32 protein-coding genes and 4 pseudogenes are annotated in these 26,425 nt (G+C 57.1%); 12 read left to right on the forward strand and 24 right to left on the reverse strand.

The genetic code is table 11. From position 1 onward, the window contains the following. Window positions 1-137: 137 nt before the first annotated feature. From AC3B5Q_RS21665 to AC3B5Q_RS21725, 13 genes and pseudogenes are all read right to left on the reverse strand, one after another. Entirely contained in the window at window positions 138-587 is a 450-nt protein-coding gene (locus AC3B5Q_RS21665; RefSeq protein ID WP_488392736.1) for a DUF6386 family protein, read from the reverse strand. 143 nt (window positions 588-730) lie between these two features. Continuing rightward, window positions 731-1,327 (reverse strand): hypothetical protein, encoded by a 597-nt coding sequence (locus tag AC3B5Q_RS21670; protein WP_021784084.1) that lies wholly within the window; start codon window positions 1,325-1,327, stop codon window positions 731-733. Window positions 1,328-1,579: 252 nt separating this feature from the next. Then, entirely contained in the window at window positions 1,580-2,098 is a 519-nt protein-coding gene (locus tag AC3B5Q_RS21675) for an SMI1/KNR4 family protein (protein ID WP_103469452.1), read from the reverse strand. 378 nt (window positions 2,099-2,476) lie between these two features. Next, on the reverse strand, window positions 2,477-2,887 hold the full coding sequence (locus AC3B5Q_RS21680; protein ID WP_488392737.1) for a hypothetical protein: 411 nt from the start codon (window positions 2,885-2,887) through the stop codon (window positions 2,477-2,479). Continuing rightward, window positions 2,884-3,039: a hypothetical protein gene (locus tag AC3B5Q_RS21685; protein WP_488392738.1), complete on the reverse strand. Its 156-nt coding sequence runs from the start codon at window positions 3,037-3,039 to the stop codon at window positions 2,884-2,886. Before AC3B5Q_RS21685 ends, AC3B5Q_RS21680 begins: the two co-directional genes overlap by 4 nt. Further along, window positions 3,039-3,146 (reverse strand): annotated as a pseudogene (locus AC3B5Q_RS21690) (RHS domain-containing protein); the annotation flags it as partial. The pseudogene AC3B5Q_RS21690 and the gene AC3B5Q_RS21685, both read right to left, overlap by 1 nt. 138 nt (window positions 3,147-3,284) lie before the next feature. After that, complete coding sequence (locus AC3B5Q_RS21695; RefSeq protein ID WP_274101136.1) at window positions 3,285-3,659, reverse strand: immunity protein PIM1 family protein; 375 nt, start codon at window positions 3,657-3,659, stop codon at window positions 3,285-3,287. Window positions 3,660-4,417: 758 nt separating this feature from the next. After that, on the reverse strand, window positions 4,418-4,786 hold the full coding sequence (locus AC3B5Q_RS21700; RefSeq protein ID WP_135192690.1) for a hypothetical protein: 369 nt from the start codon (window positions 4,784-4,786) through the stop codon (window positions 4,418-4,420). Window positions 4,787-5,137: 351 nt separating this feature from the next. After that, window positions 5,138-5,923 (reverse strand): hypothetical protein, encoded by a 786-nt coding sequence (locus AC3B5Q_RS21705; RefSeq protein ID WP_101196266.1) that lies wholly within the window; start codon window positions 5,921-5,923, stop codon window positions 5,138-5,140. After that, window positions 5,908-6,111, reverse strand: a complete 204-nt coding sequence (locus AC3B5Q_RS21710) for a hypothetical protein (protein WP_135192689.1) — start codon at window positions 6,109-6,111, stop codon at window positions 5,908-5,910. The genes AC3B5Q_RS21705 and AC3B5Q_RS21710 overlap by 16 nt, the downstream gene beginning before the upstream one ends. A gap of 268 nt (window positions 6,112-6,379) precedes the next feature. Then, window positions 6,380-7,015, reverse strand: a complete 636-nt coding sequence (locus tag AC3B5Q_RS21715) for a hypothetical protein (protein WP_028697470.1) — start codon at window positions 7,013-7,015, stop codon at window positions 6,380-6,382. Window positions 7,016-7,075: 60 nt separating this feature from the next. After that, window positions 7,076-7,335 (reverse strand): annotated as a pseudogene (locus tag AC3B5Q_RS21720) (hypothetical protein); the annotation flags it as partial. A gap of 563 nt (window positions 7,336-7,898) precedes the next feature. Beyond that, window positions 7,899-8,369, reverse strand: coding sequence for a phosphate-starvation-inducible protein PsiE (locus tag AC3B5Q_RS21725; protein ID WP_003251685.1), 471 nt, complete (start codon window positions 8,367-8,369; stop codon window positions 7,899-7,901). A gap of 449 nt (window positions 8,370-8,818) precedes the next feature. Between AC3B5Q_RS21725 and AC3B5Q_RS21730 the strand changes: the two are divergent. From AC3B5Q_RS21730 to AC3B5Q_RS21740, 3 genes and pseudogenes are all read left to right on the forward strand, one after another. Then, window positions 8,819-9,060: pseudogene (locus tag AC3B5Q_RS21730) on the forward strand (hypothetical protein). A 157-nt stretch (window positions 9,061-9,217) separates the two neighbouring features. Then, on the forward strand, window positions 9,218-9,481 hold the full coding sequence (locus AC3B5Q_RS21735; protein WP_021784266.1) for a DUF3077 domain-containing protein: 264 nt from the start codon (window positions 9,218-9,220) through the stop codon (window positions 9,479-9,481). Window positions 9,482-10,138: 657 nt separating this feature from the next. Further along, the gene (locus AC3B5Q_RS21740; RefSeq protein ID WP_021784267.1) at window positions 10,139-10,402 is read left to right on the forward strand and encodes a YebG family protein; all 264 of its coding nucleotides are present in this window, start codon (window positions 10,139-10,141) and stop codon (window positions 10,400-10,402) included. Window positions 10,403-10,459: 57 nt separating this feature from the next. Here the strand turns inward: AC3B5Q_RS21740 and AC3B5Q_RS21745 are convergent, their stop codons facing one another. Further along, a complete protein-coding gene (locus AC3B5Q_RS21745) occupies window positions 10,460-11,479 on the reverse strand; it encodes a Leu/Phe/Val dehydrogenase (RefSeq protein WP_021784268.1) in 1,020 nt (339 codons plus the stop codon). Window positions 11,480-11,603: 124 nt separating this feature from the next. Between AC3B5Q_RS21745 and AC3B5Q_RS21750 the strand changes: the two genes are divergently transcribed. Further along, a complete protein-coding gene (locus AC3B5Q_RS21750; protein ID WP_021784269.1) occupies window positions 11,604-12,410 on the forward strand; it encodes a SirB1 family protein in 807 nt (268 codons plus the stop codon). Here the strand turns inward: AC3B5Q_RS21750 and maiA are convergent. From maiA to hmgA, 3 genes are read right to left on the reverse strand one after another with little or no spacing between them, the layout of a single operon-like run. Further along, a complete protein-coding gene (gene maiA / locus AC3B5Q_RS21755; protein WP_103463059.1) occupies window positions 12,404-13,036 on the reverse strand; it encodes a maleylacetoacetate isomerase in 633 nt (210 codons plus the stop codon). The genes AC3B5Q_RS21750 and maiA overlap by 7 nt on opposite strands. Before the next feature lie 12 nt (window positions 13,037-13,048). Further along, on the reverse strand, window positions 13,049-14,341 hold the full coding sequence (gene fahA, locus AC3B5Q_RS21760; RefSeq protein WP_021784271.1) for a fumarylacetoacetase: 1,293 nt from the start codon (window positions 14,339-14,341) through the stop codon (window positions 13,049-13,051). A gap of 3 nt (window positions 14,342-14,344) precedes the next feature. After that, window positions 14,345-15,646, reverse strand: coding sequence for a homogentisate 1,2-dioxygenase (hmgA, locus tag AC3B5Q_RS21765; RefSeq protein WP_021784272.1), 1,302 nt, complete (start codon window positions 15,644-15,646; stop codon window positions 14,345-14,347). Window positions 15,647-15,758: 112 nt separating this feature from the next. On the opposite strand from hmgA, the gene AC3B5Q_RS21770 reads away from it, so the two are divergent. Continuing rightward, window positions 15,759-16,592 carry an IclR family transcriptional regulator gene (locus AC3B5Q_RS21770; RefSeq protein ID WP_021784273.1) on the forward strand — a complete coding sequence of 278 codons (834 nt, stop codon included), beginning with the start codon at window positions 15,759-15,761 and terminating at the stop codon, window positions 16,590-16,592. On the opposite strand, the pseudogene AC3B5Q_RS21775 reads toward AC3B5Q_RS21770, so the two are convergent. The 4 genes and pseudogenes from AC3B5Q_RS21775 to AC3B5Q_RS21790 form a co-directional block, all read right to left on the reverse strand. Then, a pseudogene (locus tag AC3B5Q_RS21775) lies at window positions 16,523-16,939 on the reverse strand (hypothetical protein); the annotation flags it as partial. The gene AC3B5Q_RS21770 and the pseudogene AC3B5Q_RS21775 overlap by 70 nt on opposite strands. 515 nt (window positions 16,940-17,454) lie before the next feature. Further along, entirely contained in the window at window positions 17,455-18,360 is a 906-nt protein-coding gene (locus AC3B5Q_RS21780) for an alpha/beta fold hydrolase (RefSeq protein ID WP_021784275.1), read from the reverse strand. Between the two features lie 176 nt (window positions 18,361-18,536). Continuing rightward, a complete protein-coding gene (locus AC3B5Q_RS21785; RefSeq protein ID WP_021784276.1) occupies window positions 18,537-19,223 on the reverse strand; it encodes an LrgB family protein in 687 nt (228 codons plus the stop codon). After that, window positions 19,213-19,599, reverse strand: a complete 387-nt coding sequence (locus AC3B5Q_RS21790; protein WP_021784277.1) for a CidA/LrgA family protein — start codon at window positions 19,597-19,599, stop codon at window positions 19,213-19,215. Before AC3B5Q_RS21790 ends, AC3B5Q_RS21785 begins: the two co-directional genes overlap by 11 nt. A gap of 97 nt (window positions 19,600-19,696) precedes the next feature. On the opposite strand from AC3B5Q_RS21790, the gene AC3B5Q_RS21795 reads away from it, so the two are divergent. Next, complete coding sequence (locus AC3B5Q_RS21795) at window positions 19,697-20,578, forward strand: LysR family transcriptional regulator (RefSeq protein WP_021784278.1); 882 nt, start codon at window positions 19,697-19,699, stop codon at window positions 20,576-20,578. Between the two features lie 21 nt (window positions 20,579-20,599). Here AC3B5Q_RS21795 and AC3B5Q_RS21800 read toward each other — a convergent pair whose 3' ends face one another. Further along, a complete protein-coding gene (locus tag AC3B5Q_RS21800; RefSeq protein WP_021784279.1) occupies window positions 20,600-21,055 on the reverse strand; it encodes a flavodoxin in 456 nt (151 codons plus the stop codon). Between the two features lie 115 nt (window positions 21,056-21,170). Here AC3B5Q_RS21800 and AC3B5Q_RS21805 point away from each other — a divergent pair, with 115 nt between their 5' ends. Both AC3B5Q_RS21805 and AC3B5Q_RS21810 read left to right on the forward strand, forming a co-directional pair. Further along, the gene (locus AC3B5Q_RS21805) at window positions 21,171-21,599 is read left to right on the forward strand and encodes a PAS domain-containing protein (RefSeq protein WP_021784280.1); all 429 of its coding nucleotides are present in this window, start codon (window positions 21,171-21,173) and stop codon (window positions 21,597-21,599) included. Window positions 21,600-21,658: 59 nt separating this feature from the next. Continuing rightward, entirely contained in the window at window positions 21,659-22,276 is a 618-nt protein-coding gene (locus AC3B5Q_RS21810; protein WP_021784281.1) for a hypothetical protein, read from the forward strand. Here AC3B5Q_RS21810 and AC3B5Q_RS21815 read toward each other — a convergent pair. After that, a complete protein-coding gene (locus AC3B5Q_RS21815) occupies window positions 22,261-23,196 on the reverse strand; it encodes a MerR family transcriptional regulator (protein ID WP_021784282.1) in 936 nt (311 codons plus the stop codon). The two genes, AC3B5Q_RS21810 and AC3B5Q_RS21815, sit on opposite strands and share 16 nt — an antisense overlap. 220 nt (window positions 23,197-23,416) lie before the next feature. Here AC3B5Q_RS21815 and AC3B5Q_RS21820 point away from each other — a divergent pair, with 220 nt between their 5' ends. Genes AC3B5Q_RS21820 through AC3B5Q_RS21835 form a run of 4 tightly spaced genes read left to right on the forward strand, consistent with a single transcriptional unit; the run spans window position 23,417 to window position 25,389 of the window. Next, window positions 23,417-23,977: a putative antibiotic biosynthesis monooxygenase gene (locus AC3B5Q_RS21820; protein ID WP_274119442.1), complete on the forward strand. Its 561-nt coding sequence runs from the start codon at window positions 23,417-23,419 to the stop codon at window positions 23,975-23,977. Window positions 23,978-24,010: 33 nt separating this feature from the next. Further along, entirely contained in the window at window positions 24,011-24,748 is a 738-nt protein-coding gene (gene folM / locus AC3B5Q_RS21825; RefSeq protein ID WP_274119443.1) for a dihydromonapterin reductase, read from the forward strand. 9 nt (window positions 24,749-24,757) lie between these two features. Beyond that, a complete protein-coding gene (locus AC3B5Q_RS21830) occupies window positions 24,758-25,051 on the forward strand; it encodes a DUF1244 domain-containing protein (protein WP_003251648.1) in 294 nt (97 codons plus the stop codon). After that, complete coding sequence (locus tag AC3B5Q_RS21835; protein WP_003251646.1) at window positions 25,048-25,389, forward strand: HopJ type III effector protein; 342 nt, start codon at window positions 25,048-25,050, stop codon at window positions 25,387-25,389. The genes AC3B5Q_RS21830 and AC3B5Q_RS21835 overlap by 4 nt, the downstream gene beginning before the upstream one ends. A 44-nt stretch (window positions 25,390-25,433) precedes the next feature. On the opposite strand, the gene AC3B5Q_RS21840 is transcribed toward AC3B5Q_RS21835, so the two are convergent. Continuing rightward, window positions 25,434-26,342, reverse strand: coding sequence for an alpha/beta hydrolase family protein (locus AC3B5Q_RS21840; RefSeq protein ID WP_274119444.1), 909 nt, complete (start codon window positions 26,340-26,342; stop codon window positions 25,434-25,436). Window positions 26,343-26,425: the final 83 nt, after the last annotated feature.

Here is a 26,425-nt window from a genome sequence, read left to right on the forward strand (position 1 = left end):
TTATGAACCAATTCAACAAATAATTATGCAACTCCCGCCAACCTTTGAGCCAGACTGACGTCTTTCGTCAACTACTCATATCCCAGCTGTTAAAGAGCACTTTCCTAAAACCCAAAAACCTCAAACCACTTCAGGAACTAAATAGCAAGCCTTATCGAGTCTGTAAGATCATTACTAAACTTGCTACTGGACGAGAAAGCCAAGCAGATCACTCCACTCTCGACCTTGTAACTCATATAATAGCTACCTGCTTCGAGACTAAGAAACTCGCCTTGTATTGTACTCGAGCCATCAGGCTCCAGCCCCCCTCCGGAAGTATCTTCACCTGCACCTACGAACACTCGCCCGGAAGGAACCTTCAAGTAAATCCCCCCGCTCGGATCTAATAGACTGTCTTCAACTTTCACTTTATACCTACCATCCTCACCTAAATTTAAAAAAGCGATATTACCCTCATTCATCTCAGAAATTTCATCACTTTGAATACTCCACCAATCAAATGAATCACTCACTCTATGGCGAATTGCCTTCAAATCAAATATCGCTAAAGTCGCCGTATCTGTAACCACAGAAAACTCGACACTCATGAATCACCCCCATATTATCAGGCTCACCCCAACCTCATAACTGATCAAATAACGGGCTGCATCAATATTACAAAAACACCCCGGCACTTATCCCGAACCCGTGATTACCGAACATTAGCCGTCACGATTTAGCGACCTAGAACTTACCGCTCATCATAAACATATATTCTCTCTTCACCACGCAAAGTAAATAAGCCAACAAGATTCTTTTCCTCAAAAACTGGATATATCTTGATGCCAGGCAAACTGTTAGACGAAAACGTCAGAATCTCCTGGAGACGCCCTTCACTCCACTCGTAACCTAGCGTCCAAAATTCCGAGTCAAAATCAATCCTGCAAGCTTTACGTACCTCCCCTTGCTCTATATCAATTACCTTGAGCCACAAACGTTCGCCGTGCCGATTCATTTTAAGTGAATACGCTCGCCTATCATCATAGAAAAAATATTCGAACCCATGGATTTCACCCTTTGCATTGTAGACATCTACCTTATTTAACTGCCCCTCCACATAATAATATTTGTTTATATTTTTTTTACTTACAGGCTCCTTTGCGGACAGCCTGCTGGGTTTTATACCCGACATTTCCAACTCATAAGGAATAAAAGAAATACCGCCCCCTTTCGACCACTTAACACTCGAAGCTTTGGCACAATTCGTATCAGAAGCCAAAACAAAGGAAGCGTCCTCAGCTTTCTTGACAACCTCATCTTTAAAACGCTTCAAATCTTCTATCAGCATAGATCTACCTAATCGTTTTAAATGAAACACCCTCAAACAGCGACTGCTTACGCTCGAAAAATGCGTTCAGGAACCCCTTTCGGCCATTGGTTACGGAAAGCTTATCAAATATATATTACTTATATCCTTTGCCGAGCACGCCCGTACCTTTGTGAGCCGCAGCGGTTGTATCCGGTAGCCAAATCCCATTACGCTTATCATTTATATCAATGTCACATTGTGGGTCAACGTGCCACTCCATCACCACCCGCCTCAATTTTCTTCCACCATTTCAACCTCATCGGGCAGCGACGCTAAAATCAAAGAATAAAACTCATCAATACCTTGTGCCACTTTATAAAGGTGACCGCTATCACCTTGCTCCGCTATATCATATTTATTAATAGAGTCAGAGTCATGTAAGTGGGTCCTATCCCAATAATAAACCCCTTCTCGCCCGGACTCAGTAACAATCACGTAAGGATTCCCTCCCCCATCTTCCCCAATCGCCAAAACGCCATCAACAAATGCCAGCTCAGAAATGAACTCATGATTAAAGCTAATAAGATCATTACATTCCTCTCCAGGTATAACCCCAAACAGACGATCAAAACTCACGCGCCCGTCTTGAACAGACTTCAACGGCAACTGCCCAAAGTCAGGCTCAGTCAAATAAAAACCATTCATGCGTGCCAATATATTTCTATACGCAACAGGCAAGGCAACATTAACTGCTGCCTCAAGTGAGTTTATCTCAGCATCAGTCAAACCAGCTTTGTAAACTACAGGCATTTTTCTATCCTATTAACAGCTTCATTTCATATTTTTAACACCACCCGACAACGTAAGCCTGTTGTGTTTTTCTAGGCGCTTCCGGTATCGTCTTCATATTTTCCTGATGATGCCAAGCATTTTCTCTAATAGTTTGCCTTGGCCTCTCGAGCGACAGTGGCCAAGCAGGCCCACTCCAGCTTCGCCAAATTCAGCTTATTAGCATCAAACTGCAAAACAACATCAGAAACCGAATCATATTAAAAATTTAACGGCATTTTTTAGCCACAAAACTCAACAAGTCACCGCATGCTCTATCATTCACCCAAACGCGTACATCCTCTACAGTCACCATACGTCAAGCCCCTTAATACATCCGAAAATGCCCAAAACACAAACTCACATATCATCCCGACCTTCAACAAAACAAATACCAATCACAGACTTATCCTGAAGTGACTCAGCTACCCGATTCGACACGACAATGCGTGACATGCTTTCCAGCGCGCGAAAAATCGAATGAGTTGGTTCGATATCCTGCAGAACGATCCTACTGAATTTTTTAGGCCCGCCAGGCAATGACTTTATTAACGGCTTATAAATGCACTCTTCCATATCAAAAGCGCCTTCTGATGCCAAATAATTCACTGCATAATAATCATTATGCACATCGCCATTGATCACAACACGTGCAGGGACAAACTGAATCTCATCTTCAAGCCCCATGCCAAGAAAAATATTGACAAGGTCAGACGTTATAATGTCTGGCCCATCACTGAAAAGATAGTCATACTTCCTAAATGCGCTCAAGCTGACTTTTTCTTGAGTGAAAGCTGAACCGGCAAATCAGAGCCCGAAATTAATTTACACTCTTGAAAACTCAGGTGATCTATGCTGAATACATGATCATAGGAAAGCCAATATTTTTCAGGATAATTATCAACAGGCTCAATCAGCTTCATTAACATGCTCCCCATGGCCAATAAGTCGCTTGCCAAACGAACTTACCATCACTGTCCGTCAGCTCCAACGGCGTACCGATCTGATCCGTATGAAAGTAGCAGGCCTTTGCCCAGGCGTCTCCCCACCATAAAAGGCAGGCAATAACTCGGAAAGCACGAAAATATCATCTAACCAGAATCACGCTAGCCTGCTCCTCCACACTCCGATGTTCAACGAAAAAAACGCGTAAAGTCTCAAAAACTCGTTAATTAGGAAATTCTCCAGCACAATAAATATCAAATAACTTTTCCACCCATTCAATACTGCATAACTTAGATATCGACTCAGCCACCAACCCTATATCATCCGAAATGTATCCTGCAGCATCCGGATTAAGAACCAACCCATATATTTTCTTAAAGACATACTCTCGAATCTCATTTACAGCCTTTTCATCGCTTTCAGATGAGTACTCAAGGTTTTTTAATTCCTCAAATGCATCGCTCCATACGGAGTCGAAGACATCGTCATCACGCCTATCTAATGCTTCATTCCAATCATTCACACTTGATACAACATCTTCAAAAAAACCATCTTGCTGAATCTTGCACTTCAGATCATCCAAAGAGCCAATTCTCATCCAAGCCCACCCTCTCTAAGCCAATTTCCTGCATTAATACCTAAATGCGCAGCCAGTCATCCTCAAAAAGCCGCTACAAAAGCATTACAAAAGCCCGCCGAGCAACGGAACATCGTAGGCCTTGCACTTTACAATCTTCTTTGAGGACATCGCCTCTTTTATTTTAACCTCATTCCCAGCCAACCCACCCAACTTAGCAGCACAATGTATCAATACAGCGGGATATGAGTAGTCACCTGGTGACAAGACAACGTCACTTATAGTCCTATCTGTCGGCACGATAGCGGCTAACATTTGGGGGACATAGAACTCCTCCAGAACAAGCCGAATATGAGTACAAACTTCACCCACCAGAACAGGAGCCGGCGTCCTTATCGCTCCTCCAAACTCACCACTGAACCGTTTACTCTGCTCACCTGACGAGATGAAAGAAAAACAGCCATCACTTAATAAATTACTTTTGTAAGGAGGCGTGAATTTTGACGCGTACTCAAAGAGCCCCCCCCAAAAACTATCCCAGCAAGCACATAAGAATCTACGCGCGCGAGATAATCCAAGAACAGCTCAGCCACATTCTTTTTATTATATTTAAATTTCAGCTTATTCTTTGACACCACCACACCACCAAACTTTGAGGCAACGCCCCTTAGCTCTTCTTGCAAAACACTTTCAAAATACAACCGAACCTCTGAACTCATAACTCACCGATACCTAAAGACGTAAAATATTGCATCGTGCAGGGCTCCTTTGTCACCAAGTTATTTACCGCGAGCATTTTCATTATCAAGCTTCAACTTAGCTACCGTACCACTATATGATTCAACGGTCCCACTTCCAAGATGCTGCGTGGTATTCAACTTGATCAATCCGCGCCAACGGCGCATAACTACCCCAATCTGTGCCTGTCTTAGCGCTACCATGTCAAATAGTTTCAGAGGCGTAAGGCCAGTCTCGATTTTAACCCCGTCCGGCTCGTACCCATTATAAAAAACATCAAGTTCAGTAGAGTGTGGAAGTTCTGCAGGCCAGCGAACAGATACATCATTCGACGCAAAAAACCGCCCAGAAAGATTATACTTTGCATGTACGGCGCTCAGCTCTTTCAGCGCAATTTCAATATCACTCATTGCACTCTCCAATATTTATCCGCATGAACCATTCAATACGCTTCTAATTCACCGTCCGGCTTGCGTTCCAGCGACGCGGGCTGGTCAAGCGCGTCTGTCACAACGATCAAAAACGCTCGATCTGTGCGTCGTCATTGCACTATAAGTACTTGGATTTGAAGTTCACTTCGATAATCATCGATGTGGTATATCGGTAAATTGGGGCGACTACAGCCCCGCAATCGCTCCTTCCATTTTTAACGATCACCCGCTCATGACACATTATTGAAACATACCTTTACAGAAAGCAGGAGCAACTGCACCTACGACATCACGCCGAAATAGCAGCCACCAAACTTTACTCTACATAACTCAAAACCGCTTTCTGCCTTCCATTTTTTTCCACGAAATTAGAATACCTGCCTCACCCAGAGACTTATTTACGTCTTCAAGCTGATCAGCCTCTACATACCACAACCACGTAGAAGAAGTTAAAGCTTCGAGTTTTCCTCGCCCCACACTCTCACCAATCCAGTCTTTCAGCACCACGCCCCCAACGTCGATCTCTAAATGCTTATTACTTATTACGTTAACGGGATAGACCATTCGCAATAGATGCTCTTTATAGCGCTCTCGCCCCTGAAATCTGCCGGGAACTTCCTTCTTGAACGCCGACGAATTTTCATACGAATACATCGTGACCATATTATTGCCAGCCGCATAACTAAATGCTTTACTTACTTTTTCGCACTTATAGATCATCCCATACGGCACAGCAATATCAGCACACACGTCTTTAATAAAACTTATCATGCCCTTTAATTCAATAAGATCACCAGAGCACTGACCATCAAAATGATAAAAGCCGCCAAAATCATTCGTAGTGTAACCGAAGGATGCAGACCATGGGATAGCACCTGCTGCCTCGTTGTATACCCTAAAAGCCGTAGCAATACCGTTGTTTATTTTCTCTTCGAGCTCGGCTATTTCTACCATTACTAAATCATGGTCACCGACATGATCCCCATCGTTCAAGTATTTAAGATAAGCCGCACCCGTTATCGACAAATGCAGACAAGCAAAATAGTGTTTGGCAAATTTCAGAGCCAGTCTAGGGGTGACGCCCTCAATACCGTACAAAGCTAACGAAATGGACATAAAATGACCCATATTCCAGTAATAAAATCATCAAACATATCCTTCATATCAGAGGCACTATATGGATGCTCTGACACCAAGATCTCGTTTTGCTTACCAAGAGGCAAGTTACTCATTGCCGTTTCATTACGCGATGTAAGCGCAGGAAGCTCTTTGCCCATACCTGCATTGGATACAAGTCCGATCATGAACTTCCCGTTAACATCAGCAGCCATAACATCTGGACGTTGAGTTAAAACACCTCGTCGGCCATCCAAGTTCAGTTAGTTCAGGCGCCCATCCGGTAGGCGCACATGATCTGTCAGGTAGTTGAGCGGGTCGTATTCACAGTCCAGTGCACTACCCTAGGTCAGCTCCTATGGAAGTCATTCGAGCAGGTCAGCACGTGGTTTATTGCGGATTACTGAGTAATTGTTCGGAGTCCCCCTAGCCCCTTGCATAAGACCCTTACAACCTTCAAATATCGCTCAATTCAGCCCATGTATCATACGAATAATTATCATCAACTTTTTCAAACGAAACACCCTTCAAGCCAGTTGCCGCTGACTTGAACCTCTCACTACAAAACAATTCCAAGGTTTCTTGGCATCTAAAAATATCCGACTGCAGCTCCGGGGAAACCACAAACCTACTTATAGCATCAATATTCATACCCCCCGTATAAATGTTACTTTCAATTTCGAGACCGGTTTCCAGATCCTTGGATGTTTCGAACACCGACTCAACCTTATCCATAGCCGCTAAACTTTCACCAGGAAGAAAAATGAAAAAGTCCCCTTGCCTACACTGCTCCTTATAGGTTATTTGCAAGGGAATAGCCTTATACTTCCCTCCAACCTTATCGCAAACCGCTAAAAATTCCCTGGAAACAAAAGTATCACCGATGCTGTAGTAATCAAACTCCAGATCCGACAACTCCATTTCTAGCCCGGACAATTGCAAAACATATTGTTTCGCTATATTTAATTCCAGCGGATTTGACTCAAACGGATCCCATTCAAATTCATTACAATTAAAAAAACCTGACAACACGATTGGACAGCCACTTTCCTGTGGGTTGTAGCGCAAAACGTAATAATTGGAACCACTCACAAAGGCCTCCCAGTGATCGCATCCACTACAAACGTATTATTTTCAGGCTTTCTCTCGCGGAACGCTGAATAGCTGGCCGTGTTCGTCGTAGCGGTATTGGGTGAGCGTTTCCACCGCTTCGTTGTTCACCACGTGCTTGAGGTTGGTCAGGCGACCCAGCGGGTTGTCGCAGTGCAGGTGCACACGGGTGCCACCGGTAGCGCTGATGTCGGTCAGCGTGCCGTCGGGCATGCGGCTGAAGAGCAGAAAGTGGCCGAGGACGTTCTCGATACGTTACGGCGCAATTCGGTGTCGGTGTCTGACACTTCGCCGAAGAAGAACAGGGTTGGTAGATGCGATACCCCGGTTGCAGGGTCACGAACGGGACTTCGCGGCCCTGGTCAGTGGCTTTAACGTGGCGATCGCCACCGTGGCCACCAGCGTAATCCCCAGGGCGGCCCCGATCAGGACGCCCCCCCAGCGCGCTGGTGTGCGATATCTCGTCGCCGAACCTGGCCGCTTCGAACATGAAGGATAACCCCTGTTCGCCAAGTTCGGACAGGCTCGCGACAGCGTCATGACCTGCCCTGATCATCAGCATCTCCCTGAAAACGCACGTCAGGTTTCAATCCACGTGCTAGGTTGCCATCCTTGAGAGCTGCCGAGTAAATAGGCTTGTGGGTCACGGTGTCAACCGTGTGCAGGCCTTGGACCTTGTGGGTTACACGCCACCTGGCGCGATATTAAAAAGCCACAAGCCAGAGAATCTCCGGGCTTTGGGAACGGGGCGCGGCACTTTGGGGTGACGCGCGCTCTGTCGATTTTCAGAAGCCTCGGTAATAGAAATCGAAGCTACCCACGTCCTGGTGGCATTTCCATGCCCCTGGACCTGGCCAACTGAGGGCTACTTGCCCTCCTCCACTGCCTTGCCATTGGCGTCCAGCACCTTGGTCGAGGGGTAGCGGTACGAAGCGTAGCGCACCACCAGGATCGAGAACGCCAGCAGCAGGATGCCGCCGCACAGGTACAGCAGCCCTTCGTCCGGTGCCTTGTGGTGCGAAACATCGCCGATCAGCAGGCGAGTGAGCGCGGTGATTGCCACGTACAGCAGGAAGCGGATCGGCATGTGGTTGGTCTTGAAGTAGATCCCCACCATCGCCCCCAGCTCCAGGTAGATGAACAACAGCAGGATGTCATCGACACTGATCCCGCCCTTGCCCAGCATGTCCAGGAACGTCACGACTGCCGCGTAGGCGGTGATGGCGCCAATGCCGAACAGCGCCAGGTAATGGAACGCCTCAACGCACAGGTTGCCCAGCGAGTCGGCCGAGCCGTGCAGGCCCTTGCGCAGTTTTTCTGCCCATTTGATGTTCACGATGTTCCATTCCCCGATACGTCTTTAAGGATGATGCGTCGCTGATGTGACGCTTGTGCCATGCAGTTAAAGGGCCAAGCCCCTGTCTTGGAAGGCGACCGATTGCCGCAAGGCACCTTGAGGCATGGCGCATTGCAGAAATGCACGGCCGTGCTTGGGGAAAAATCAGATTTAGCCCCTTCCTTGTAGGGCATTTCCCAAAGATACTCCCTGCCATTGTGGCGTTCGGGCATGCGCACTAGTCTGGGGTCGTCGCTGCCAGTCAGCGATCGGCTTTGACAGGCCGCCCTGAACTAACCACATGGCTTTGCCTTTATGGCAGCTGTCATGGGGCACCTCGTGTGCGCCGGCTTTTGGTTCTGTTCACCGGTCTGTCAACCCATGTACAGCTGCCGCCTCATTGTTTGACAGCAGGAGGTGGTGGCCCCAACTTTGAACAGGCCTTCACCATGCTGAAAATAGTTCCCGATCCACCCCATACCCCCATTCCCTCGAAGACACCCTGATCCAGGCCACCGACTACGCGTTGTGCGCAGCTACCGTGGTGCATCAGGCGTTGCTGCTTCAGCCCAAGTCACCGGTTTCGATCCTGATGATGACCTCGATGCATGAACTGGAGGCGCTGCGGGCTCTGCTTGAGTCGGCACTGGTTCAGGTGCAGATGCCCGCTGAGCACAGGACTTCGCACTAAGGCTGGTTAATGCGCCGGGAGGGCCGGCCTCTTCGCGGGCTCCCACAGGATCACCACAGTCTTGAAGACTTGCACAGTACCTGTGGGAGCCTGTGGGAGCGGGCATGCCCGCGAAAGGGTCGGCCCAGGCACTAGAGAAACTTCAGGGGATTGAACAATGACAACAGAAGACACCCAATTCACCGTCGGCAAGACCACTTTCTATCAAGGCGAAAACAGCACCCATCCACTGTTCCGCATCGAGCCCGGCATCCCCTGCAGGGACGCCCGCGAGCAGTCGTCGGAATTGATGGGCTATGTGCGGGAGTTGACCATCACAGGCCTGATGGAGGAGAGGCCCATGATGATCTGGGCGGCCCATTATCTGAGTGCCATGGCCAAGGCGCTGATGGATGATGCCGAGTTGGGTATGAAGCCGTGAGGATTTCGCTTCAGGTTTGGTGAAGGCCTCTATGTGTTTGCCGCAGCAGTTTCAGCGCCTGTGAGATCGAGCGCCGCCCGCGCGGCGCATCGCGAGCAAGCTCGCTCCTACATTTGTTTCGGGCCAGTATCGCCTGTGCCTACGCGCGCGACCGCCCTGTTTGTCCCCCACGATATCGAGGTGAGCGCCAAGGGGACGTGCGCGTCTGCGCCAGGAATAATTGGCCCGAAACAAATGTAGGAGCGAGCTTGCTCGCGATGCGCCGCGCGGGCGGCGCTCGATCTACGCAACACCGCAAAAACCAAGGCAGGCGCCTTGCCGCCCTGACACAATCGGCCGTAGCCCCCCACAGAAAAGCTTGACCGCCAACAAAGCATCTACATCTACAGCGCATGCCTTGAGCCAGACTGCTTTCCTTGCGATCACGTGCCTGACGCAAAATCCAGCCGTTAACGCCCCCGTAGGAGCGGGTTCACCCGCGAATAGGCCGGACCTGCCGGCCAATATCCCCCCGCCATTCACCGTCGCAGCCGCCACCGCATTCGCCCGGTCTATACCACGCTACAATTTCTGCTTGCGCACCAACCAGCATTGCCATTACTGTATATAGATACAGTAAATCGCAACACAACCAGCAAAAAGGCATAGAGGTGATGAATGGCCGTCGAAGTGGTGTACCGCAGCAGCCGCGACCCGGAGCGCTTGTTCATGGATAAGGCCGAAGCAGACCGTCACGACAAAATGCTCGAACTGGCCGAGCGCCTGGCAGAAGTACTGCACAAGGCGGTGCCGTCGCTGACTGAGCAGCAGGTCGAGGAAGCCGGTATCTACATGGCAAAGAACCGTGACGTGTTCGCCCGGGCGTTCAAAAGCCAGCCGGATGCGTTGGCCGAGTTGCTTGAGGATGCTGCTGCCGAGTGATCTGAAGGTGCGGGAGCGGGTTTGCCCGCGAAGTGGTCAGCAACACCATCATCAACTTCAGCCATATAACAACCGCTCCGCCAACATCTGCGCCACCCTTGCCGGCGAACGCTTTTCCGCCTGCGCATGGCCAAACACTTCAGTCAGCCGTGAAGGGATCCGCGCCAGGTGCGCAGTAATTGTGCGCTGGTCTTCGCCACGGTGGGTGAGTGCCACATAGATCAGCCCACCGGCATTGATCACGTAGTCAGGTGCATACAATATGCCGCGCGACTCCAGTTGGTCTGCCACCTGCAAGGTAGTCAGCTGGTTGTTGGCTGCCCCCGCCACTGCCGCACAACGCAGTTGCATCACACTCTGCCCGTTCAGTACCGGGCCCACGCCGCAGGGTGCAAAAATATCGCAAGGGGTACTGATCAACGCATCGTTGGTCACCGGTTTGGCATCGAACTGCTCCATCGCCAGCCGCACCCGCCCCGGGTCCAGGTCGCTGACCAGCAGTTCCGCGCCCACCGCATGCAATTGCTCCGCCAGTGCATAACCGACATTGCCCAACCCCTGCACCGCTACCCGCAAGCCTCTCAGGTCATCGCTGCCCAGCCGGAACGAGGTAGTGGCACGTATGCCTGCGAATACCCCCATCGCCGCATGCGGCGATGGGTCGCCCGAGGCAGTGGTGCTGGTCACATAGGGAGTGCTGTGGGCAATGCAGTCCATGTCCAAGGTGGAGGTGCCACTGTCCACGGCAATGATGAAGCGCCCATTCAAGGTATCGATGAAGCGGCCAAAGGCTTCGAACAGCGCGGCGCGGTTTTCCACATGGGGGTTGCGCATGATCACCGCTTTGCCACCCCCCATCGGCAAGCCGGCCAGTGCTGCCTTGTAGCTCATGCCCTGAGCCAGGCGAATAGCGTCGGTCATGGCGCTTTCGTCATCGGCGTAAGGCAGGTAACGGCACCCACCCATGGCCGGGCCCAACTGCTCACTGTGGATTGCCACAACGGCTTTCAGGCCCGTAGGCGGGTCATTGAACAAGTGCAGTGACTGGGTACGGGTGCTTTGCATCAGCGCGAACATCGACCGGCTCCCCTACGAGGTGCTCCTTTCAGTATAGGCACGGCCTCGGCGTTGACGCCGCCGCCGGACCACTGGACGAAACCGCGCGCCACGGCTAATACTCAAGCGTGTGTGGAGATGCCCCATGAAGCCACGTCAAGCCTGCCTGGCCTGCCTGGAACGCGAGCCTGTCGACCTGCTGGAAGCCGCATTGTGGATTGCCGCCGAGCACGACCCTGGTGTCGAGCCCGCGGCCAGCCTTGCTGCGCTGCACGACCTGCAGCGCGAGATAAGCGCCAACCTGCCGATGCTTCCACTATGCGAACTGGCCCAGCCACTGCTGCGCCAGCTCAATGCGCTGGGCTTTCAGCAAGATGAATACCACCCCTTGCGCCCGCATGCAGCAATGATGGACAAGGTACTGCAGCGCCGCCGGGGCCAACCCCTGACACTGGCCATCCTCGCTCTGGAACTGGCCAGGCGCCTGTCCATACCGCTGGAGGGTGTGGGCTTCCCTGGCCATTTCCTGCTGCGCGTGCCGGGTGCAGACCACCTGCTCGACCCCTGCGGCGGCCGGCGCCTGTACCCCAGCGACTGCCGAGAGTTGCTGGCGCGCCAGTTCGGCCCGCACCAGGCGCTGACAGCAGAGCACCTGCGCAGCGCCAGCCCGCTGCAAATGCTGCAACGCCTGTCACGCAACCTGCGCCAGCTGCACATCAGTAACGACAACCACTTGGCGGCGTTGATCGATGCAGAGCGGATCATGCTGTTGGGCCCGGTGCAGGTGAGCGACTACATGACCCGCGCCTCGCTCTACCATCATCTGGATTGCCCGCAGGCCGAACGCTTCGACCTGGAGCATGCGTTGCTACTGACGGAAGACCCGGTCCAGCGCCTGAAGCTGTCCGAGCGAATCGGCAAGCTTCCGGCGGCGAACCGCTCACTTCACTGAGCCGGGCTGTCCGGCTGCTGGGCGGGGTGGGCCTTGGCGAACGCCGGGTGCGCGGCCGCCAGTGCGGCAACCCGCAGGATGCGTGGAAAGCTGCCGAGGTCGATGTTGAAGCGTTCGGCCGCGTACAACTGCGGGATCAGATACACATCCGCCAACCCAGGTGTTTCACCAAAGCAGAAACCGTGATCGCCAATCAGTTGCTCCACTGCCGCGAGCCCTTGGCTGATCCAGTGGCCGATCCACTGGTTGACCTGCCCCTCGTCCTGACCGGCCTGGCGCAGCCGGTTGAGTACGCTGACGTTGTGCAGCGGATGAATGTCGCAGCCAATGATGGCCGCCACACCCCGTACCTTGGCCCGTGCCTCGGCTGTGGCTGGCAGCAACGCAGGCTGTGGATAAACCTCTTCCAGGTACTCGATGATCGCCGGCGACTGCACCAGCACCTCACCACCGTCGGTGCGCAAGGCCGGTACGCGGCCCTGCGGGTTGACGGCTACATAGCCCTCGCCGCGCTGCTCACCCTGCAGCAGGTTGACCGGCAGGGACTGGTAAGCCAGCCCCTTCAGTGCCAGGGCAATGCGCACCCGGTAGGACGAGGTGGAACGGTAATAGGTGTACAGCTCCATACCCCTGCCTCCTCAGTTGGCTGCGATGACCGTGCCGCGGCATTCACCGAAACCGATGCTGGCCACGCCGTCACGTGTGCAGCGGGCACGCAGGATGATTTCGTCGCCGTCTTCGAGGAATTTACGCACCTCGCCGCTGGCCAGCTCGACCGGCAGTTTGCCGCCTTCGGTGATCTCCAGCAGGCTACCGAACGAACCCGGCGTGGCGCCCGACAGCGTGCCCGAACCGAACAGGTCACCCGGCTGCAACTGGCAGCCGTTGACGCTGTGGTGCGCCACCAACTGCGCCACGGTCCAGTACATGCTGCGGGTGTTGCTCAGGGTCAGGCGGTGCGGGGCAATGCCCTGCTCGCGCATGCGCTCGGTCAGCAGCAGCACTTCGAGTTCGATATCGAATGCACCGCTGGCCTGGTCGCGCTTATCCAGCAGGTACGACAGTGGCTGGGGGTCGCCTTCCGGGCGGGCCGGCTGGGCGCAGCGGAACGGCTCCAACGCTTCGGCGGTGACGACCCAGGGCGAAATGGTGGTGATGAAGCTCTTGGACAGGAACGGCCCCAGTGGCTGGTATTCCCAAGCCTGGATATCGCGCGCCGACCAGTCGTTGAGCAGGCACAGGCCGGCTACGTGCTCGGCGGCATCGCCTATCGGAATTGCCTGGCCCATGTCATTGCCCTGGCCAATCCAGATACCCAGCTCCAGCTCGTAGTCCAGGCGAGCGCAAGGGCCGAAGCTCGGCTCGGTGTGCCCGGCCGGCAGGGTCTGGCCCTTGGGCCGGCGTACGTCGGTGCCGGACGGGCGGATGGTGGAGGCGCGGCCGTGATAACCGATCGGCACGTACTTGTAGTTGGGCAACAGTGGGTTGTCGGGGCGGAACAGCTTACCCACGTTCTTCGCATGCTCGATGCCAACGTAGAAATCGGTGTAGTCACCGATCTGCGCCGGCACATGCAACTGGCAGTCGCTGGCCGGGAACAACGCCGGATTCAAGGCCGCCTGGTGTTCGCTGTGCTCACCAAGCAGCACCTGCAAACGCTCGCGCAGGGCTACGCGGGCATTGCGGCCCAAAGCGAAGAATGCGTTCAAAGACCCGCCGCGGGTGGCTTCAACGGCGGCCTTGGCCGCCCCATCGAACAGACCAGCGGCCAGCACCGCCTCCAGGTCGAGGATCGCGTCGCCGATCGCCACGCCGCAGCGCCTGGCTTCACCCGGCCGGCTGAAGATGCCCAATGGCAGGTTCTGCAGCGGGAAGTCGCTGTGCCCGTTGGCGTGCTCGACCCAACTACGGGCATTGGCAGTGTGGTTCATGGGTTATCTCCGGTTCGGGTTGAAGGTGCTCGGCAAGGTCGCCCAGCAACTATCGTAGTCGGCCTGCAATTGCGGGCACTCAAGGGCTTGCAGGCTCGGGCGCAACACCTGGCTGGTCTCGAACATGAAGGCCATGGTGTTGTCGATCTTGTGCGGCGCCAGATCGGCGGCAATGGCCTTTTCACAGGTTTCGGCGTCGGGGCCATGGGCACTCATCACCCCGTGCAACGAGGCACCACCCGGCAGGAAGCCCTCGGCCTTGGCGTCGTAGGCGCCATTGATCAGGCCCATGAACTCGTTCATCAGGTTGCGGTGGAACCATGGCGGACGGAAGGTGTTCTCGGCCACCATCCAGCGTGGCGGGAAAATCACGAAGTCCATGTTGGCCATGCCATGCACGCTGGTGGGCGAGGTGAGCACAGTGAAGATCGAGGGATCCGGGTGGTCGAAGCTGACCGTGCCGATGGTGTTGAAGCGGCGCAGGTCATACTTGTACGGCACGTTGCTGCCATGCCAGGCCACAACGTCCAGAGGCGAGTGCTGCAGCTCGCAGGCCCAGTGTTCCCCCAGGAACTTCTGTACCAGTTGCACCGGGCCTTCGGCTTCTTCGTAGCGGGCCACGGGCGTGAGGAAGTCGCGGGGGTTGGCCAGGCCGTTGCTGCCGATCGGGCCCAGGTCCGGCAGGCGCAGCGGCGCACCGTGGTTTTCCGCGATATAGCCACGTGCCTGGCCGTCGAGCAGTTCGACGCGGAACTTCATGCCACGTGGGATCACCGCAATTTCCAGCGGTTCGACCTCCATCAGGCCCAGTTCGGTGGCGATGCGCAGGCGGCCCTGTTCCGGCACCAATAGCAGCTCACCGTCGGCGTTGAAGAACACCCGTTCCATGGACCGGTTGGCGCAGTAGATGTAGATGCTCACGCCAGCCGGTTTTTCCGCGGCGGCGTTGGCAGCCATGGGCAGCCAACCTTCGATGAAATCGGTCGGTTCAGCAGCAATCGGCTGCGGGCTCCAGCGCAGGCGGTTGGGGTTGATGCTACCCAGGGGCCCGCCGAGCGGCTGGCGCGCCAGGCGCTCGAAGCGTGGGTGCAAGGCAGAAGGCCGAATGCGGTATAGCCAGGTACGGCGCAGCTCGCTACGGGTCATGGTGAACGCCGTGCCCGACAGCAGCTCGGCATACAGGCCATACGGGGCCTTCTGCGGGGAGTTCTGCCCGACAGGCAGCGCCCCAGGCAATGCTTCGCTGGCGAATTCGTTGCCGAAGCCGCTCAGGTAGTGAAGGTCGGGCGACGTGTCGCGGTTCATCGATGCCTCCGGATTTTGTTTTTATCGTAATCAGATTACGAATAACGTAATTTGCTCCGCTCAAGGCGTCAAGCTATAAAGGCGACACGATAAATCCGGAACCTCCCCTCCCATGGCCAAAGCCAACTCCCCCACCGACACCGGCAAGCAGAAGGTCCGCTCGGCGGAAGTCGGCACCGACATCCTCAAGGCCCTCGCCGAACTCTCACCCTCGACTTCACTATCGCGCCTGGCCGAACACGTGCAGATGCCTGCGAGCAAAGTGCATCGCTACCTGCAGGCGCTGATTGCCAGTGGTTTTGCCGAACAGGATGCGGCCACCAACCATTACGGGCTGGGGCGTGAAGCATTGCGGGTGGGGCTGGCGGCGCTGGGCAGCATCGATGTACTCAAGGTGGCGGGGATGCCGTTGTCGCAGTTGCGAGATGAACTCAACGAAAGTTGCTTCATCGCCGTGTGGGGCAACCAGGGGGCCACGGTGGTAAGCATTGAACCTGCCGTGCGCGCGGTCACCGTGGTGACCCAGATCGGTTCGGTGCTGCCGTTGCTCAGCTCGTCCACCGGGCTGGTATTCGCCGCTTACCTGCCCGAGCGAGAAACCCAGGAACTGCGCGACAGGGAACTGGCCGCTTTGCAACAAACCGCCAGTGACTACCACACACTGCTGGCCGGCATCCGCGAACAGGGCCTGCACCATGTGCATGGCCTGCTGATGCCGGGGGTGGATGCGCTGTCGGCGCCGGTATTCAACGCCATGGGGCAGATCGCCGCGGTGATGACCGTGGTCGGGCCGACGTCGATCTTCCATGCCGATGAACATGGGCCGGCGGCGCAGCGCCTGCTCACGGCCGCACGAACCGTGAGCTGGCGCATGGGTTACGCGGGCAACCCACACTGCGCTTCGACGTCTAGCGTTTCCTCCTCGACCAGCCAGAGCAGTTCCTGAGAGAAACCGTCATAAAGGGCGGGCGCCACCTCGCTCACCAAATCGCCGTAGTCATCGCATAGCCGCCCGATCACACGCGAGAAGGCCGTGGGCTGCGACACCTCTGCCCGGGAAAGCACGGTGATGTATTTCTGCGCGGCACCGAGCCGTACCAAGCCCCCCGTGGAAGCCACCGTTCCTGCCACCCCAGCCGCGAACGACAGCAAGGCGGCAGAACGGTCGCCATCGCTCCACGCGATGGCCCCGGTGACGAAGGACCTGGCCGCACAGAACAGCCCGACGGCCATGGCCGCCAGCGGAAACGGCACGCTGAGGATGCCGGCCAGTACGATCTCCCACTCCACCAGGTGCGAGATATCCTGGCCGGTAGCCGAAGTAATGCGGGCAAAGCCGGAAAAGGTGTAATACGTGGGGTGCCCTTTGATGATGGTCTGCTTTCAGCAAAGGCAGGGACGAGTTCACGGACAGCGCGCGCGTTCAGTATCGAACCAGTAACCGCTGGCCAGGCTGTAGATCAGAAAATCCGCAGGTGCGTCCGGGTTCTGTTCGAGTGAACGGATGAGAAAGGCAATAGCGCAGGGAAACTTACCAGCACTTGGCACTGTTGCCCGAAACGTAAAGGTGAATGTCGACAGAAGCTATTTTTCCAGACGGATCAAGCGCTTATTCTTAACTCACTGGCCGGCTTGAAGGGCTCTCCCCCCCGCCTTTCAAGCCTGCTAGGTTCACCGACGTAGATTTTGAAGCTCCTTGATCTGACGTCTCGATTGGCCGCTGCGGCTTGCAGCGGCCTTTTTTTTGATGTCTGAAAATGCATCCTGCCCGTCAGGTGGCTGTCACTCTCATCAGCGCAAAGGCCTCGTCATGACCACGCCACTTTCGGCGGGTAATAGCTCAGCGGCCGCTCACGAAAGGCCAGGTAGTGGCGCAGTACCTGCACTGGCGCTTCCGTATGCGGGTAATGGCCAATGCCCAGTAACTGCACGGTGTCCGGCTCCGGCACCAGTTGCCGGTAGCGCTCAAGCATGTGCGCGCCGGAAAGCGGGTCGACAATGCCATTGATCAAGCGCAGCGGCACGCCTTTACGTTGCATCGCCCCTACCCAGCGTTCGCGGTGCAACCTGCGCTCCGGCATGTAGCCCACCAGCTTGTGCAGGATGCGCGTGCCCCGGTTGGCAGCGATCAGGCTCCAGAAGTCATCCAGCGCGCTTTCACTGGGATGGGTGCAGGGGCCGTAGACCTGCATCACATTGCGCACCAGGTCGTCACGCCCGAACGAGCGCCCGACCAGCCAGCCAAACCGGCTGAGCAGCAACTTCTGGATCAGTAGCATGCGGCAGCTTTCGGGGAACAGCCCGCTGTTGAGGAACACACAGCTGCCAATGTCGGCACGCTGCTCATGGTGTCGCGCCAGCAGTTCCTGAGCCACGCTGCCGCCGTAGTCGTGGGCCAACAGATGCACTGGCTGCGCGACCTGCAGATGGGCAAGCAATGCCTGCTGCAGGTCTGCCTGCTCCATCAGGCTGTAAGTGTGATCGACGGGCTTGTCCGAATCACCAAAGCCAAGCATGTCGCAAGCGATCACCCGGAAACGTTGGCTCAGAGGGCCCCACAGGTAGTGCCAGTCCCAACTGGCGGTGGGGAAACCGTGTAACAGAAGCAGAGGCTCTCCTTGCCCTGCGGTCCAGTAGCGGATGCTCTGGCCCCGGAAGATGAAACTCTGTGCCCGGGTACGCCAGACGCACAATGGAATCTCGGCCATAGGCATCAGAAGGGTCCCGGTGTTGTGGTGTTGGCGGAATAGGGCAAGGCTGCGTTCATTGCATGTCACCTCGGCACTTACATGTGCTCTCTATGTCGAGGCAAAGTCTAGCCAGCAGCCCATTGGCTGGAACTTGCGTTGCCAGCCAGCTTGATGACTGAGCGAGTCAGTGGCACGAACGGTCAGAGGAGCAAGGCCAACAAGGGGGCCGCGAACAGGTTGAGTAGCCCGGTCAGGACCATCACCAGACCGGCCACCGAGCCTTCCTCACGGCCCACTTCCTGCGCCCGGCTAACCCCGGCACCATGCGCGCCAACACCGAACAGCGCACCTCGTGCCAGCGGCGTACGCAGCGGCAACCAACGCAACAGCACACCGCCGAACATGGCACCGAGCACGCCGGTGAACATCACGAACACCGCGGTCAGTTCTGGCACCCCACCCAGGTCGTGGGCCAAGGGCATGGCAAATGGCGTGGTGATCGAGCGCGGCACCAGCGACAGGCTGGTTGCGCTGTCCAGCGCCAACAGGTGCGCCAGCCCCCAGGAGCTGGCGATCGAGGCACTGCTGCCAGCGACCATGCCCACCATCAAGGCCGGCCAGTGGCGCGCCAGCATGGCCCGCTGCTGCCAGATCGGCACCGCGAAGGCTACGGTCACCGGGCCGAGCACGCTCATCAACCAGTGGGTGTTGCGCGCATACTCGGCATAGGCTGTATGCAGTGGCACGGCCACAGCCAACAGCAACACCGGCACCAGGATCAACGGTGACAGCAGGTAGCGTTTGCTACGCCGGTACAACCAGCGGCTGCCCAGGTAAGCCAGCAAGGTCAAGGCCAACCAGAACAGCGGCATGGGTTCAAGGCTCATGGCGCAACCTCCAGCGGCACACCAGCTCAACGGTCATGGCGGTCACTATCATCACCATCAGCGTGCTCACGGCGATCACCAGCAAGATGCGCCAGCCCTCATCACGGATCAGTGAGCCATAGTCGAGCAGGCTCATCAGCGCTGGGATGAAGAACAACAGCATCTCAGCCATCAGCCAGCCAGCACCCAATTGCAGCATGGCCGGTTTGAGCACACCCGAAGCGAACAGTATCAACAGCAGTGCCAGGCCCATCACACCACCGGGGATCGGCCAGCCCAGCCAACTGGCAATCTGGCCACCTAACAGGAACAGCGCACAGAGAACCGCCAGCTCGACAAGCAGGCGCAGGGCTTTTTTCAATAATGCAGATTTCATGGCGGGGTTCCTCGACAGGCCCTCATTTTAAGATTTGGCTGCCTAGGCCAGAAGCGAATTGTTAGACTGCTCACCATTCCAAAATGGAATCCTAAGCATGGAATTCAAACAACTGCGCAGCTTCATCGAAGTGGTCCACCGTGGCGGTTTTACCCAGGCGGCACAGACCCTGCACATCAGCCAGTCGGCCGTGAGCAAGCAAGTGGCCCAGCTTGAGCAAGATGTGGGCCAGCCGCTGCTGGAGCGCCAGGCTTCGCAACTGCACTTGACCGCTGCCGGCCGCATCGTGCTGGAGCGTGGCGAAGCCTTGCTGCGTCAGCGCCAGGCGCTGCTCAACGAGCTGGACGATCTCAGCCAGATGGAGCGTGGCGAACTACGCCTGGGCTTGCCGATGCTTGGCAGCGACACGTTGTTCGCCGGCTTGTTCGCCGAGTACCGGCGGCGTCATCCGAACATCGCCATCCAGCTGCTGGAAGGCGGCAGCCGCAGCATCGAACAGGCGGTCAGAAGTGGCGAACTGGAACTGGGCGGCTGTTTGACGCCTACCGACGAGGCATTCGACTACCAGCCTTTCTGCAACGAACGGCTGGATGCGTTGCTGCCGGCTGGCCATGCCTTGGCGGGCCTGGACGCTGTGGCCCTGGAGCAACTGGCCGATACACCTTTTCTGCTGTACCAGCGCAGTTTTGTGCTCAACGACCGGCTGCTGAAGGCGTGCCAGCAGCAGGGTTTCACCCCCAAGGAAGGCGGACGCAGCGGGCAGGCGGATTTTTTGGCAGCGCTGGTTGCAGCGGGCCAGGGCGTGGTGATGCTGCCCCGGGTAGTGGCAAAAGCGCTGGAGCGCCCCGGGGTGGTGCGTGTGCCGTTGAATACGCAGGAAGATTTGCGCTGGGACATCGCGTTTATCTGGCGACGCGGCGCCTACCTGTCACGGGCAGCGCAGGCGTGGCTGGCCTTGTTGCGCGAGCCGCACAGCTAACACGCCTGCACAGGTGCCGGTTCAGGCTTTCAGTGCGCTCGCCAACTCAGCCAGCCAAGGCTCGGCATCCGCTTCCGGGGTCACCGTCTCGCTCGCATCCAGGCGCAGCATTGGCTGCACTTCGCGCACGCCCAGTTCGGCGAACAGCTCACGCATCTGCTCGCCACCACCGCAATAGGTATCGCCATAACTGGAGTCGCCCAGCGCGATCACCGCGCCAGGCAAGCCACGCCAGGCTGCGGGCAGTGTGTCACGAATGGTGCTGTACAGCGGCATGAGGTTGTCCGGCAGCTCACCCATACCGGTGGTCGAGGTCACGGCCAGCAAGGCGTCGGGGGCGAAACCCTGAAGATCCTGAAGGGTGGCACGCGCAGCATGCCAAGCCTCGAAACCCGCCGCCTTGAGCAGCGATTCAGCGTGACGGGCGACTTCTTCGGCGGTGCCATAGACCGAGCCGGAAATAATGGCGACTTTCATCGAGTAGAGGATTCCGAAACTGAGTGAAAAAGTAGGATACTAGCATTCAACGCTGGCAAAAGGCCGCCCTTACCAAAGTCGCCATCTTCCGTTTTCCTTCACCTATGGCCCGGACATGATCAACGCGCAATTGCTGCAATCGATGGTCGATGCGTCCAATGACGGCATCGTGGTTGCCGAACAGGAAGGCGACGACACCATCCTAATCTACGTGAACGCCGCTTTCGAATGCCTCACTGGCTACAGCCGTGACGAGATTCTCTATCAGGATTGCCGGTTTCTGCAGGCTGACGACCGTGACCAGCTTGGCCGCGCACGTATCCGCAAGGCCATGGCCGAGGGCCGCCCATGCCGCGAAGTGCTGCGTAACTATCGCAAGGATGGCAGCGCCTTCTGGAACGAGCTGTCGATCACGCCGGTGAGGAGCGACTTCGACCAGCGCACATACTTCATCGGCATTCAGAAAGACGTCAGCCGCCAGGTCGAACTGGAACGGGAGCTGGCAGCACTGCGCGCTCGTCCGAAACCCGACGAACGCGCCTGAACCAAGTTCGCCACGCACGGTCAATTCCGTTGAAGAAATCGCCACCACCGAGTTCGATCATGCAAGCAGACGCGCTCCTGACCCAGGACGAGCTGGATTTCATACAGAATATGCAGCACTCGCCGCAACTGAACCTGGCTGACACCATGTCGAGCCTGCTGGTCAATGGCGACCGCCGCATACAAAGCTTGCTCACCCGGTTGGTGGCTAATGAGCAGGTGACCTTACAGGCCCAGTTCAACAACCAGCAGATCAGTTTCCCGCTGCAACTGGTAGAGGACGAGTTCCACGCCCTGCACCTTCAGCTGGGCTCACCGGAAATCTACGAAGACGGCCCCATGCTGCGCCCATGGCGTCTGTCGATGGACCAGCCGAGCGCACTGCTTGATGCCCATGACGAGGCAAGCGGCCTGTGGGTACGCGAAATTTCCTTCAAAGGTGTACTGCTGGAAGTCCGTGATTTGCCAACAGCACCCGCCCGCTTCGAGCTGCGCTTCGCCCCGGGCGGCATCACCCCGATCGAACTGCATGGTGTGTTGGGCCGGCGCATCGGCACGGACCTGGCTGCCTACGACCTCGGCCAAAGCCCAGCCGAAGAAATCGAACGCCTGCGCGACTACATCCTCCAGGCCCACCGCCGCGCCCACCCCGAGCTGCACACTCAGGTATCGAGCTGACGGGCCAGAAACTGCCGCAAGCGCTGGCGCATCACACTGCCCTGCGCGCCCAGGCAGGCTACAGGGCTGCCAGCCAGGTTGTCCTGTACCGCTTCCGCCGCTTCACCGGCCAGTAACAATGGGCATTCCAGCATCGATGCCAGGCGCTTGAAGTGCCGGGCGAGTTCTGCTGTGGGCGATTGATGGGAAAACAGCACCAGGGCGTCCGGCTTCAGCCGTTCGCAGACCAGCGCAAGCTCTTGCAGCGGCTGCCCGTTCGCCAACGGGATCACGCGTGTTTCATCGTTACCCAGGATCAGGCTGGTTACCAGCAACTCAAGCTCATGGCACTGCCCCGGCAATGGCGCCAATAGCACGGTGCGGTTACACGGTACACGGGCCAGCTGCAAGCGGGCGAAAACCCGACCGCGCAGGAACTGGTCATAGAACAGCCATTCGCTGGCCTGCCCGTAGCCGCCTTGCCGGACTACCATGTCATGCCACACTGGCATGAACACATCGGCGAACACCTGGTCCAGGGTGCTGGCCGCGAACACCTCGTCATAAAGGCGATTCAGGCCCGCCACGTCGAAGTGCTGTACCGCCAGGCGAATCTGGTTTTGCCAGCGCAGGCAGGCGTCCACCGCGCCGCCAGCCTGCCCGGAGAGGGCATCGCCGCGAGCCAGAATACTGCCGACCTTGCTGATCGCCACGCCGCGCTCCAGCCACCCAAGGATACGGCGGATTTCATTGATATCAGCCTGGGAATACAGGCGGTGACCACTGTCGGTGCGGATGGGCTGAATCAGTCCATAACGGCGTTCCCAGGCACGAAGGGTCACGGCGTTGACACCGGTCAAGCGTGACACTTCACGAATCGGAAATAACTCCTGCTGCTCGAAGCTTGCATCGATCAACGGTTTACGTCCCTGTTCGCTCATCTGCACAAAATACCCTGAGTGCGAAAAAACCGAACGTATAGCTTACTACGACTGTGCTGTTCTGTTGATGCCACCGTTTGCCAGCAGATAGTTTGCCGAAGATCGCAACTGCGCGATAATGTGCGCCCGATTCTTGCATGCACGACTGCGTCGCCCACCACCCCGGGCCACACAGCCAAAGGGCCAGCTACCCGCCAGCCCCGTTGCCAGGAGATACACGATGTCTACCCCACCCGTTACCCTCATGGTGTCGCGCCGCGCCGCCCATGGCCGCTACCAGGACCTGCTGGCCTGGCTGCACGAAGGCGAACAGCTGGCCACCGACTTCCCTGGCTACCTCGGCTCGGGCATCCTTGCCCCGCCCAAGGATGGCGACGAATTTCAGATCATCTTCCGCTTCAGCGACGAGCCGACCCTGCATGCCTGGGAGCACTCCGCCTCTCGCCGCGCATGGTTACAACGCGGCAACGGCCTGTTCGAGCGCCCCAAAGAGGCGCGCGTTAGCGGTATCGACGACTGGTTTGGCACCAACAAGGTGCAAAAACCGCCACGCTGGAAGCAGGCCGTGGCTATCTGGCTGGCGTTTTTCCCAGTCTCGCTGGCCTTCAACCTGTTGTTCGGCCATTGGTTGACGGCTCTCGACCTCGTGCCCCGGGTACTGCTCAGCACCCTGGCCCTGACGCCGGTGATGGTGTACCTGTTCATCCCGCTGTCCACCCGCCTGCTATCCAGTTGGCTGCAGCCCTCCCCGGCCACTGCCGGCGCATTGCGCAGCCGCTGAGGCCAGGCCATACAACAGGGAAACAGTTCGGGTATGCTGGGTGGCAACCAACGGACAGACAAGTTGACCACCCCGAACATGAACAGCCCCATTCTCGTTACCGGAGCCAGCCAGCGTGTCGGGCTGGCCCTGGCCCTCGAACTGGCACAGGCCGGCCATACGGTGGTCAGTGCCAGCCGCAGCATCCAGCCACAGGCAGCCCACCCCAACATCGTGCAGTTTCAGGCCGACCTGTGCCACGCGGGCGACCGCCAGGCGCTGATCGATCACCTGCACGACCGTTACGACGGACTGCGCGCCATCATCCACAACGCCTCGCTATGGCTCGACGACGGCCTCGACAACCTCGAGACCATGTTCCGCCTGCACGTCGAAGCGCCCTACCACCTCAACCTGGCCTTGGGTGACCTGCTGGCCAAGGTGGAAAAGGCCGACATCATCCACATCTGCGACGAAACCTCTTCGCGCGGCAGTAAAAGCCACATCGGCTATGCCGCCACCAAAGCCGCACTGCAGAACATGGTGCTGTCATTCGCTGAAAAATATGCGCCCAAGGTGCGTGTGAACGGTATCCTGCCCGGGCTGCTGATCCTCAAGGAAGGGGGTGACGAAGCCTACCGCCAGCAAACCCTGAAAAAGGCCCTGCTGGAATTCGAACCCGGCGCCGGCCCGCTGATCGAGACCGTCAAGTACCTGCTCGCCAGCCAGTACAGCACCGGCAGCCAGGTGGTCATCAACGGTGGCCGCCACCTGAAGAACCGCATGACTTGAGAGAAGACCATGACCCCACAACAACAGCTCGAGCTCGAGGCCGCCGCGTTCCGGCGCCTGGTCGAACACCTGCAAAAGCGCACCGACGTACAGAACATCGACCTGATGAACCTGTCCGGTTTCTGCCGCAACTGCCTGTCCAAGTGGTACAAGGCCGCCGCTGATGAGCGTCAGCTGGACCTGAGCCTGGATGATGCCCGCGAAGCGGTGTACGGCATGCCCTACGCCGAGTGGAAAGCCCAATACCAGAAAGAAGCCAGCGCCGAACAACAAGCGGCGTTCGAAAAAGGAAAAACCTCGTGACTGACCTGAATACCCTCCGCGCAAGCCTGGCCAGCGGCCAACATGTATTTGCCGATACCTTGGCGTTCATTGCCGACAACTACAGCTACCAGCCGCAGGCCTTCAACAACGGCGGCGTGGAGAATGCGGCAGGGCAGAACGAAGGTTCGTGCAAAACCCTGGGCCTGGCCTTGCTTGAAGGGCTGAGCGACCAGGAAGCGCTGCTGGCCTTCGGCGAGCACTACCGTGATGTGGTGGCCACGCCTGAGGGTAGCGACCATGGCAACATCCGTGCGCTGATCAAACACGGTCTGGCGGGTGTGAAGTTTGCTGCGCAGCCGCTTGCGCGCAAGGCTTGATATTGCCGGGGCCGCTTTGCGGCCCCACTGTCCTGAGCCCACCATCAATCGATAATGGTGCCAGGCCCCCCACCTTCCAACCTCCCCTGCCGCAACCACTGCAAGGCCACCGGCCACAGGTTTTCGCGAAACCGGTCATGGAAGAACGCGAAATGGCCAATTTCCTCGACCGAGATATCCACAGGTGCAATGCGCAAGTGCTGGCGCTCGGCACTTTGCAGATAACCCAATAAACGCTCGGTTGCCGCTACGGTCCCGAAAGGGTCGTCAGTGAGACTGATGGCCAGCGTCGCCGCACGTACCTGGGCGAACGGTAGCGCCGCCAACGCCCGCCCGCTGGGGCGGTGCTCATAACGCGGGGTACGTGTGGTCCAGTCAAGCACCACGCCGGATGGCGTGTCCTCCAGCCAACCCAGGCGCTTGCCGGGAAAGTAGCCGAATACCTGGGTCAACAGCGGCATGACCACATGCCACTTGCCGAACAGCTGCCAGCGCTGTTTGGCCGCGTAGTCGCGCCAGTAGGCGAACTGCGCGCCAACCATGACGACCCGACGGATCTGGCCAGCCGACGGTGCCAGGCCTACTGCACAACCGCCGAAACTGTGCCCCACCACGTCCACCGGCTGATCTGGGAAATGCGCTGCCGCATGCGCCAGCATGGCTTCGAAATCCAGCCGGCCCCAGTCGCTCCAGGAGGCCTGGAAACCACGCAGCGACGCCGGCCGGGATTCGCCGATGCCACGGTAGTCGTAGGTCAGCACATCGCAGCCGTGGGCGAACAGGTAGTCGGCAAAGCGGGCGTAATAGCGGCAGCGTACCGACGTGGCAGCGTTGATGATCACCAGCGGGCGCTGGGGGTCAGGTTGGGCGTGGCGCCAGCAGAAGCCGCCGAGGCTGTATCCGTCGGCCGCGGGGTGGCGAAATGGGGTAGCGGGTTGGATGAGGCTACTCATGGCGCATTTCCTGTTGTTGTGCGCCAAAACTAGCAAAGATTTTGTAGCCTGTACTGGCCTCTTCGCGGGCGAACCCGCTCCTA

The organism is Pseudomonas sp. D5(2026) (assembly GCF_057766845.1).

Excerpts from the sequence above, each read along its gene's own strand:
- AC3B5Q_RS21665 (WP_488392736.1), bottom strand. The coding sequence starts at position 587 with ATGAGTGTCGAGTTTTCTGTGGTTACAGATACGGCGACTTTAGCGATA.
- AC3B5Q_RS21670 (WP_021784084.1), bottom strand. The coding sequence starts at position 1,327 with ATGCTGATAGAAGATTTGAAGCGTTTTAAAGATGAGGTTGTCAAGAAA.
- AC3B5Q_RS21675 (WP_103469452.1), bottom strand. The coding sequence starts at position 2,098 with ATGCCTGTAGTTTACAAAGCTGGTTTGACTGATGCTGAGATAAACTCA.
- AC3B5Q_RS21685 (WP_488392738.1), bottom strand. The coding sequence starts at position 3,039 with ATGAAGCTGATTGAGCCTGTTGATAATTATCCTGAAAAATATTGGCTT.
- AC3B5Q_RS21695 (WP_274101136.1), bottom strand. The coding sequence starts at position 3,659 with ATGAGAATTGGCTCTTTGGATGATCTGAAGTGCAAGATTCAGCAAGAT.
- AC3B5Q_RS21700 (WP_135192690.1), bottom strand. The coding sequence starts at position 4,786 with ATGAGTGATATTGAAATTGCGCTGAAAGAGCTGAGCGCCGTACATGCA.
- AC3B5Q_RS21705 (WP_101196266.1), bottom strand. The coding sequence starts at position 5,923 with ATGTCCATTTCGTTAGCTTTGTACGGTATTGAGGGCGTCACCCCTAGA.
- AC3B5Q_RS21710 (WP_135192689.1), bottom strand. The coding sequence starts at position 6,111 with ATGATCGGACTTGTATCCAATGCAGGTATGGGCAAAGAGCTTCCTGCG.
- AC3B5Q_RS21735 (WP_021784266.1), top strand. The coding sequence starts at position 9,218 with ATGACAACAGAAGACACCCAATTCACCGTCGGCAAGACCACTTTCTAT.
- AC3B5Q_RS21740 (WP_021784267.1), top strand. The coding sequence starts at position 10,139 with ATGGCCGTCGAAGTGGTGTACCGCAGCAGCCGCGACCCGGAGCGCTTG.
- AC3B5Q_RS21745 (WP_021784268.1), bottom strand. The coding sequence starts at position 11,479 with ATGTTCGCGCTGATGCAAAGCACCCGTACCCAGTCACTGCACTTGTTC.
- AC3B5Q_RS21750 (WP_021784269.1), top strand. The coding sequence starts at position 11,604 with ATGAAGCCACGTCAAGCCTGCCTGGCCTGCCTGGAACGCGAGCCTGTC.
- maiA (WP_103463059.1), bottom strand. The coding sequence starts at position 13,036 with ATGGAGCTGTACACCTATTACCGTTCCACCTCGTCCTACCGGGTGCGC.
- fahA (WP_021784271.1), bottom strand. The coding sequence starts at position 14,341 with ATGAACCACACTGCCAATGCCCGTAGTTGGGTCGAGCACGCCAACGGG.
- hmgA (WP_021784272.1), bottom strand. The coding sequence starts at position 15,646 with ATGAACCGCGACACGTCGCCCGACCTTCACTACCTGAGCGGCTTCGGC.
- AC3B5Q_RS21770 (WP_021784273.1), top strand. The coding sequence starts at position 15,759 with ATGGCCAAAGCCAACTCCCCCACCGACACCGGCAAGCAGAAGGTCCGC.
- AC3B5Q_RS21780 (WP_021784275.1), bottom strand. The coding sequence starts at position 18,360 with ATGCCTATGGCCGAGATTCCATTGTGCGTCTGGCGTACCCGGGCACAG.
- AC3B5Q_RS21785 (WP_021784276.1), bottom strand. The coding sequence starts at position 19,223 with ATGAGCCTTGAACCCATGCCGCTGTTCTGGTTGGCCTTGACCTTGCTG.
- AC3B5Q_RS21790 (WP_021784277.1), bottom strand. The coding sequence starts at position 19,599 with ATGAAATCTGCATTATTGAAAAAAGCCCTGCGCCTGCTTGTCGAGCTG.
- AC3B5Q_RS21795 (WP_021784278.1), top strand. The coding sequence starts at position 19,697 with ATGGAATTCAAACAACTGCGCAGCTTCATCGAAGTGGTCCACCGTGGC.
- AC3B5Q_RS21800 (WP_021784279.1), bottom strand. The coding sequence starts at position 21,055 with ATGAAAGTCGCCATTATTTCCGGCTCGGTCTATGGCACCGCCGAAGAA.
- AC3B5Q_RS21805 (WP_021784280.1), top strand. The coding sequence starts at position 21,171 with ATGATCAACGCGCAATTGCTGCAATCGATGGTCGATGCGTCCAATGAC.
- AC3B5Q_RS21810 (WP_021784281.1), top strand. The coding sequence starts at position 21,659 with ATGCAAGCAGACGCGCTCCTGACCCAGGACGAGCTGGATTTCATACAG.
- AC3B5Q_RS21815 (WP_021784282.1), bottom strand. The coding sequence starts at position 23,196 with ATGAGCGAACAGGGACGTAAACCGTTGATCGATGCAAGCTTCGAGCAG.
- AC3B5Q_RS21820 (WP_274119442.1), top strand. The coding sequence starts at position 23,417 with ATGTCTACCCCACCCGTTACCCTCATGGTGTCGCGCCGCGCCGCCCAT.
- folM (WP_274119443.1), top strand. The coding sequence starts at position 24,011 with ATGCTGGGTGGCAACCAACGGACAGACAAGTTGACCACCCCGAACATG.
- AC3B5Q_RS21830 (WP_003251648.1), top strand. The coding sequence starts at position 24,758 with ATGACCCCACAACAACAGCTCGAGCTCGAGGCCGCCGCGTTCCGGCGC.
- AC3B5Q_RS21840 (WP_274119444.1), bottom strand. The coding sequence starts at position 26,342 with ATGAGTAGCCTCATCCAACCCGCTACCCCATTTCGCCACCCCGCGGCC.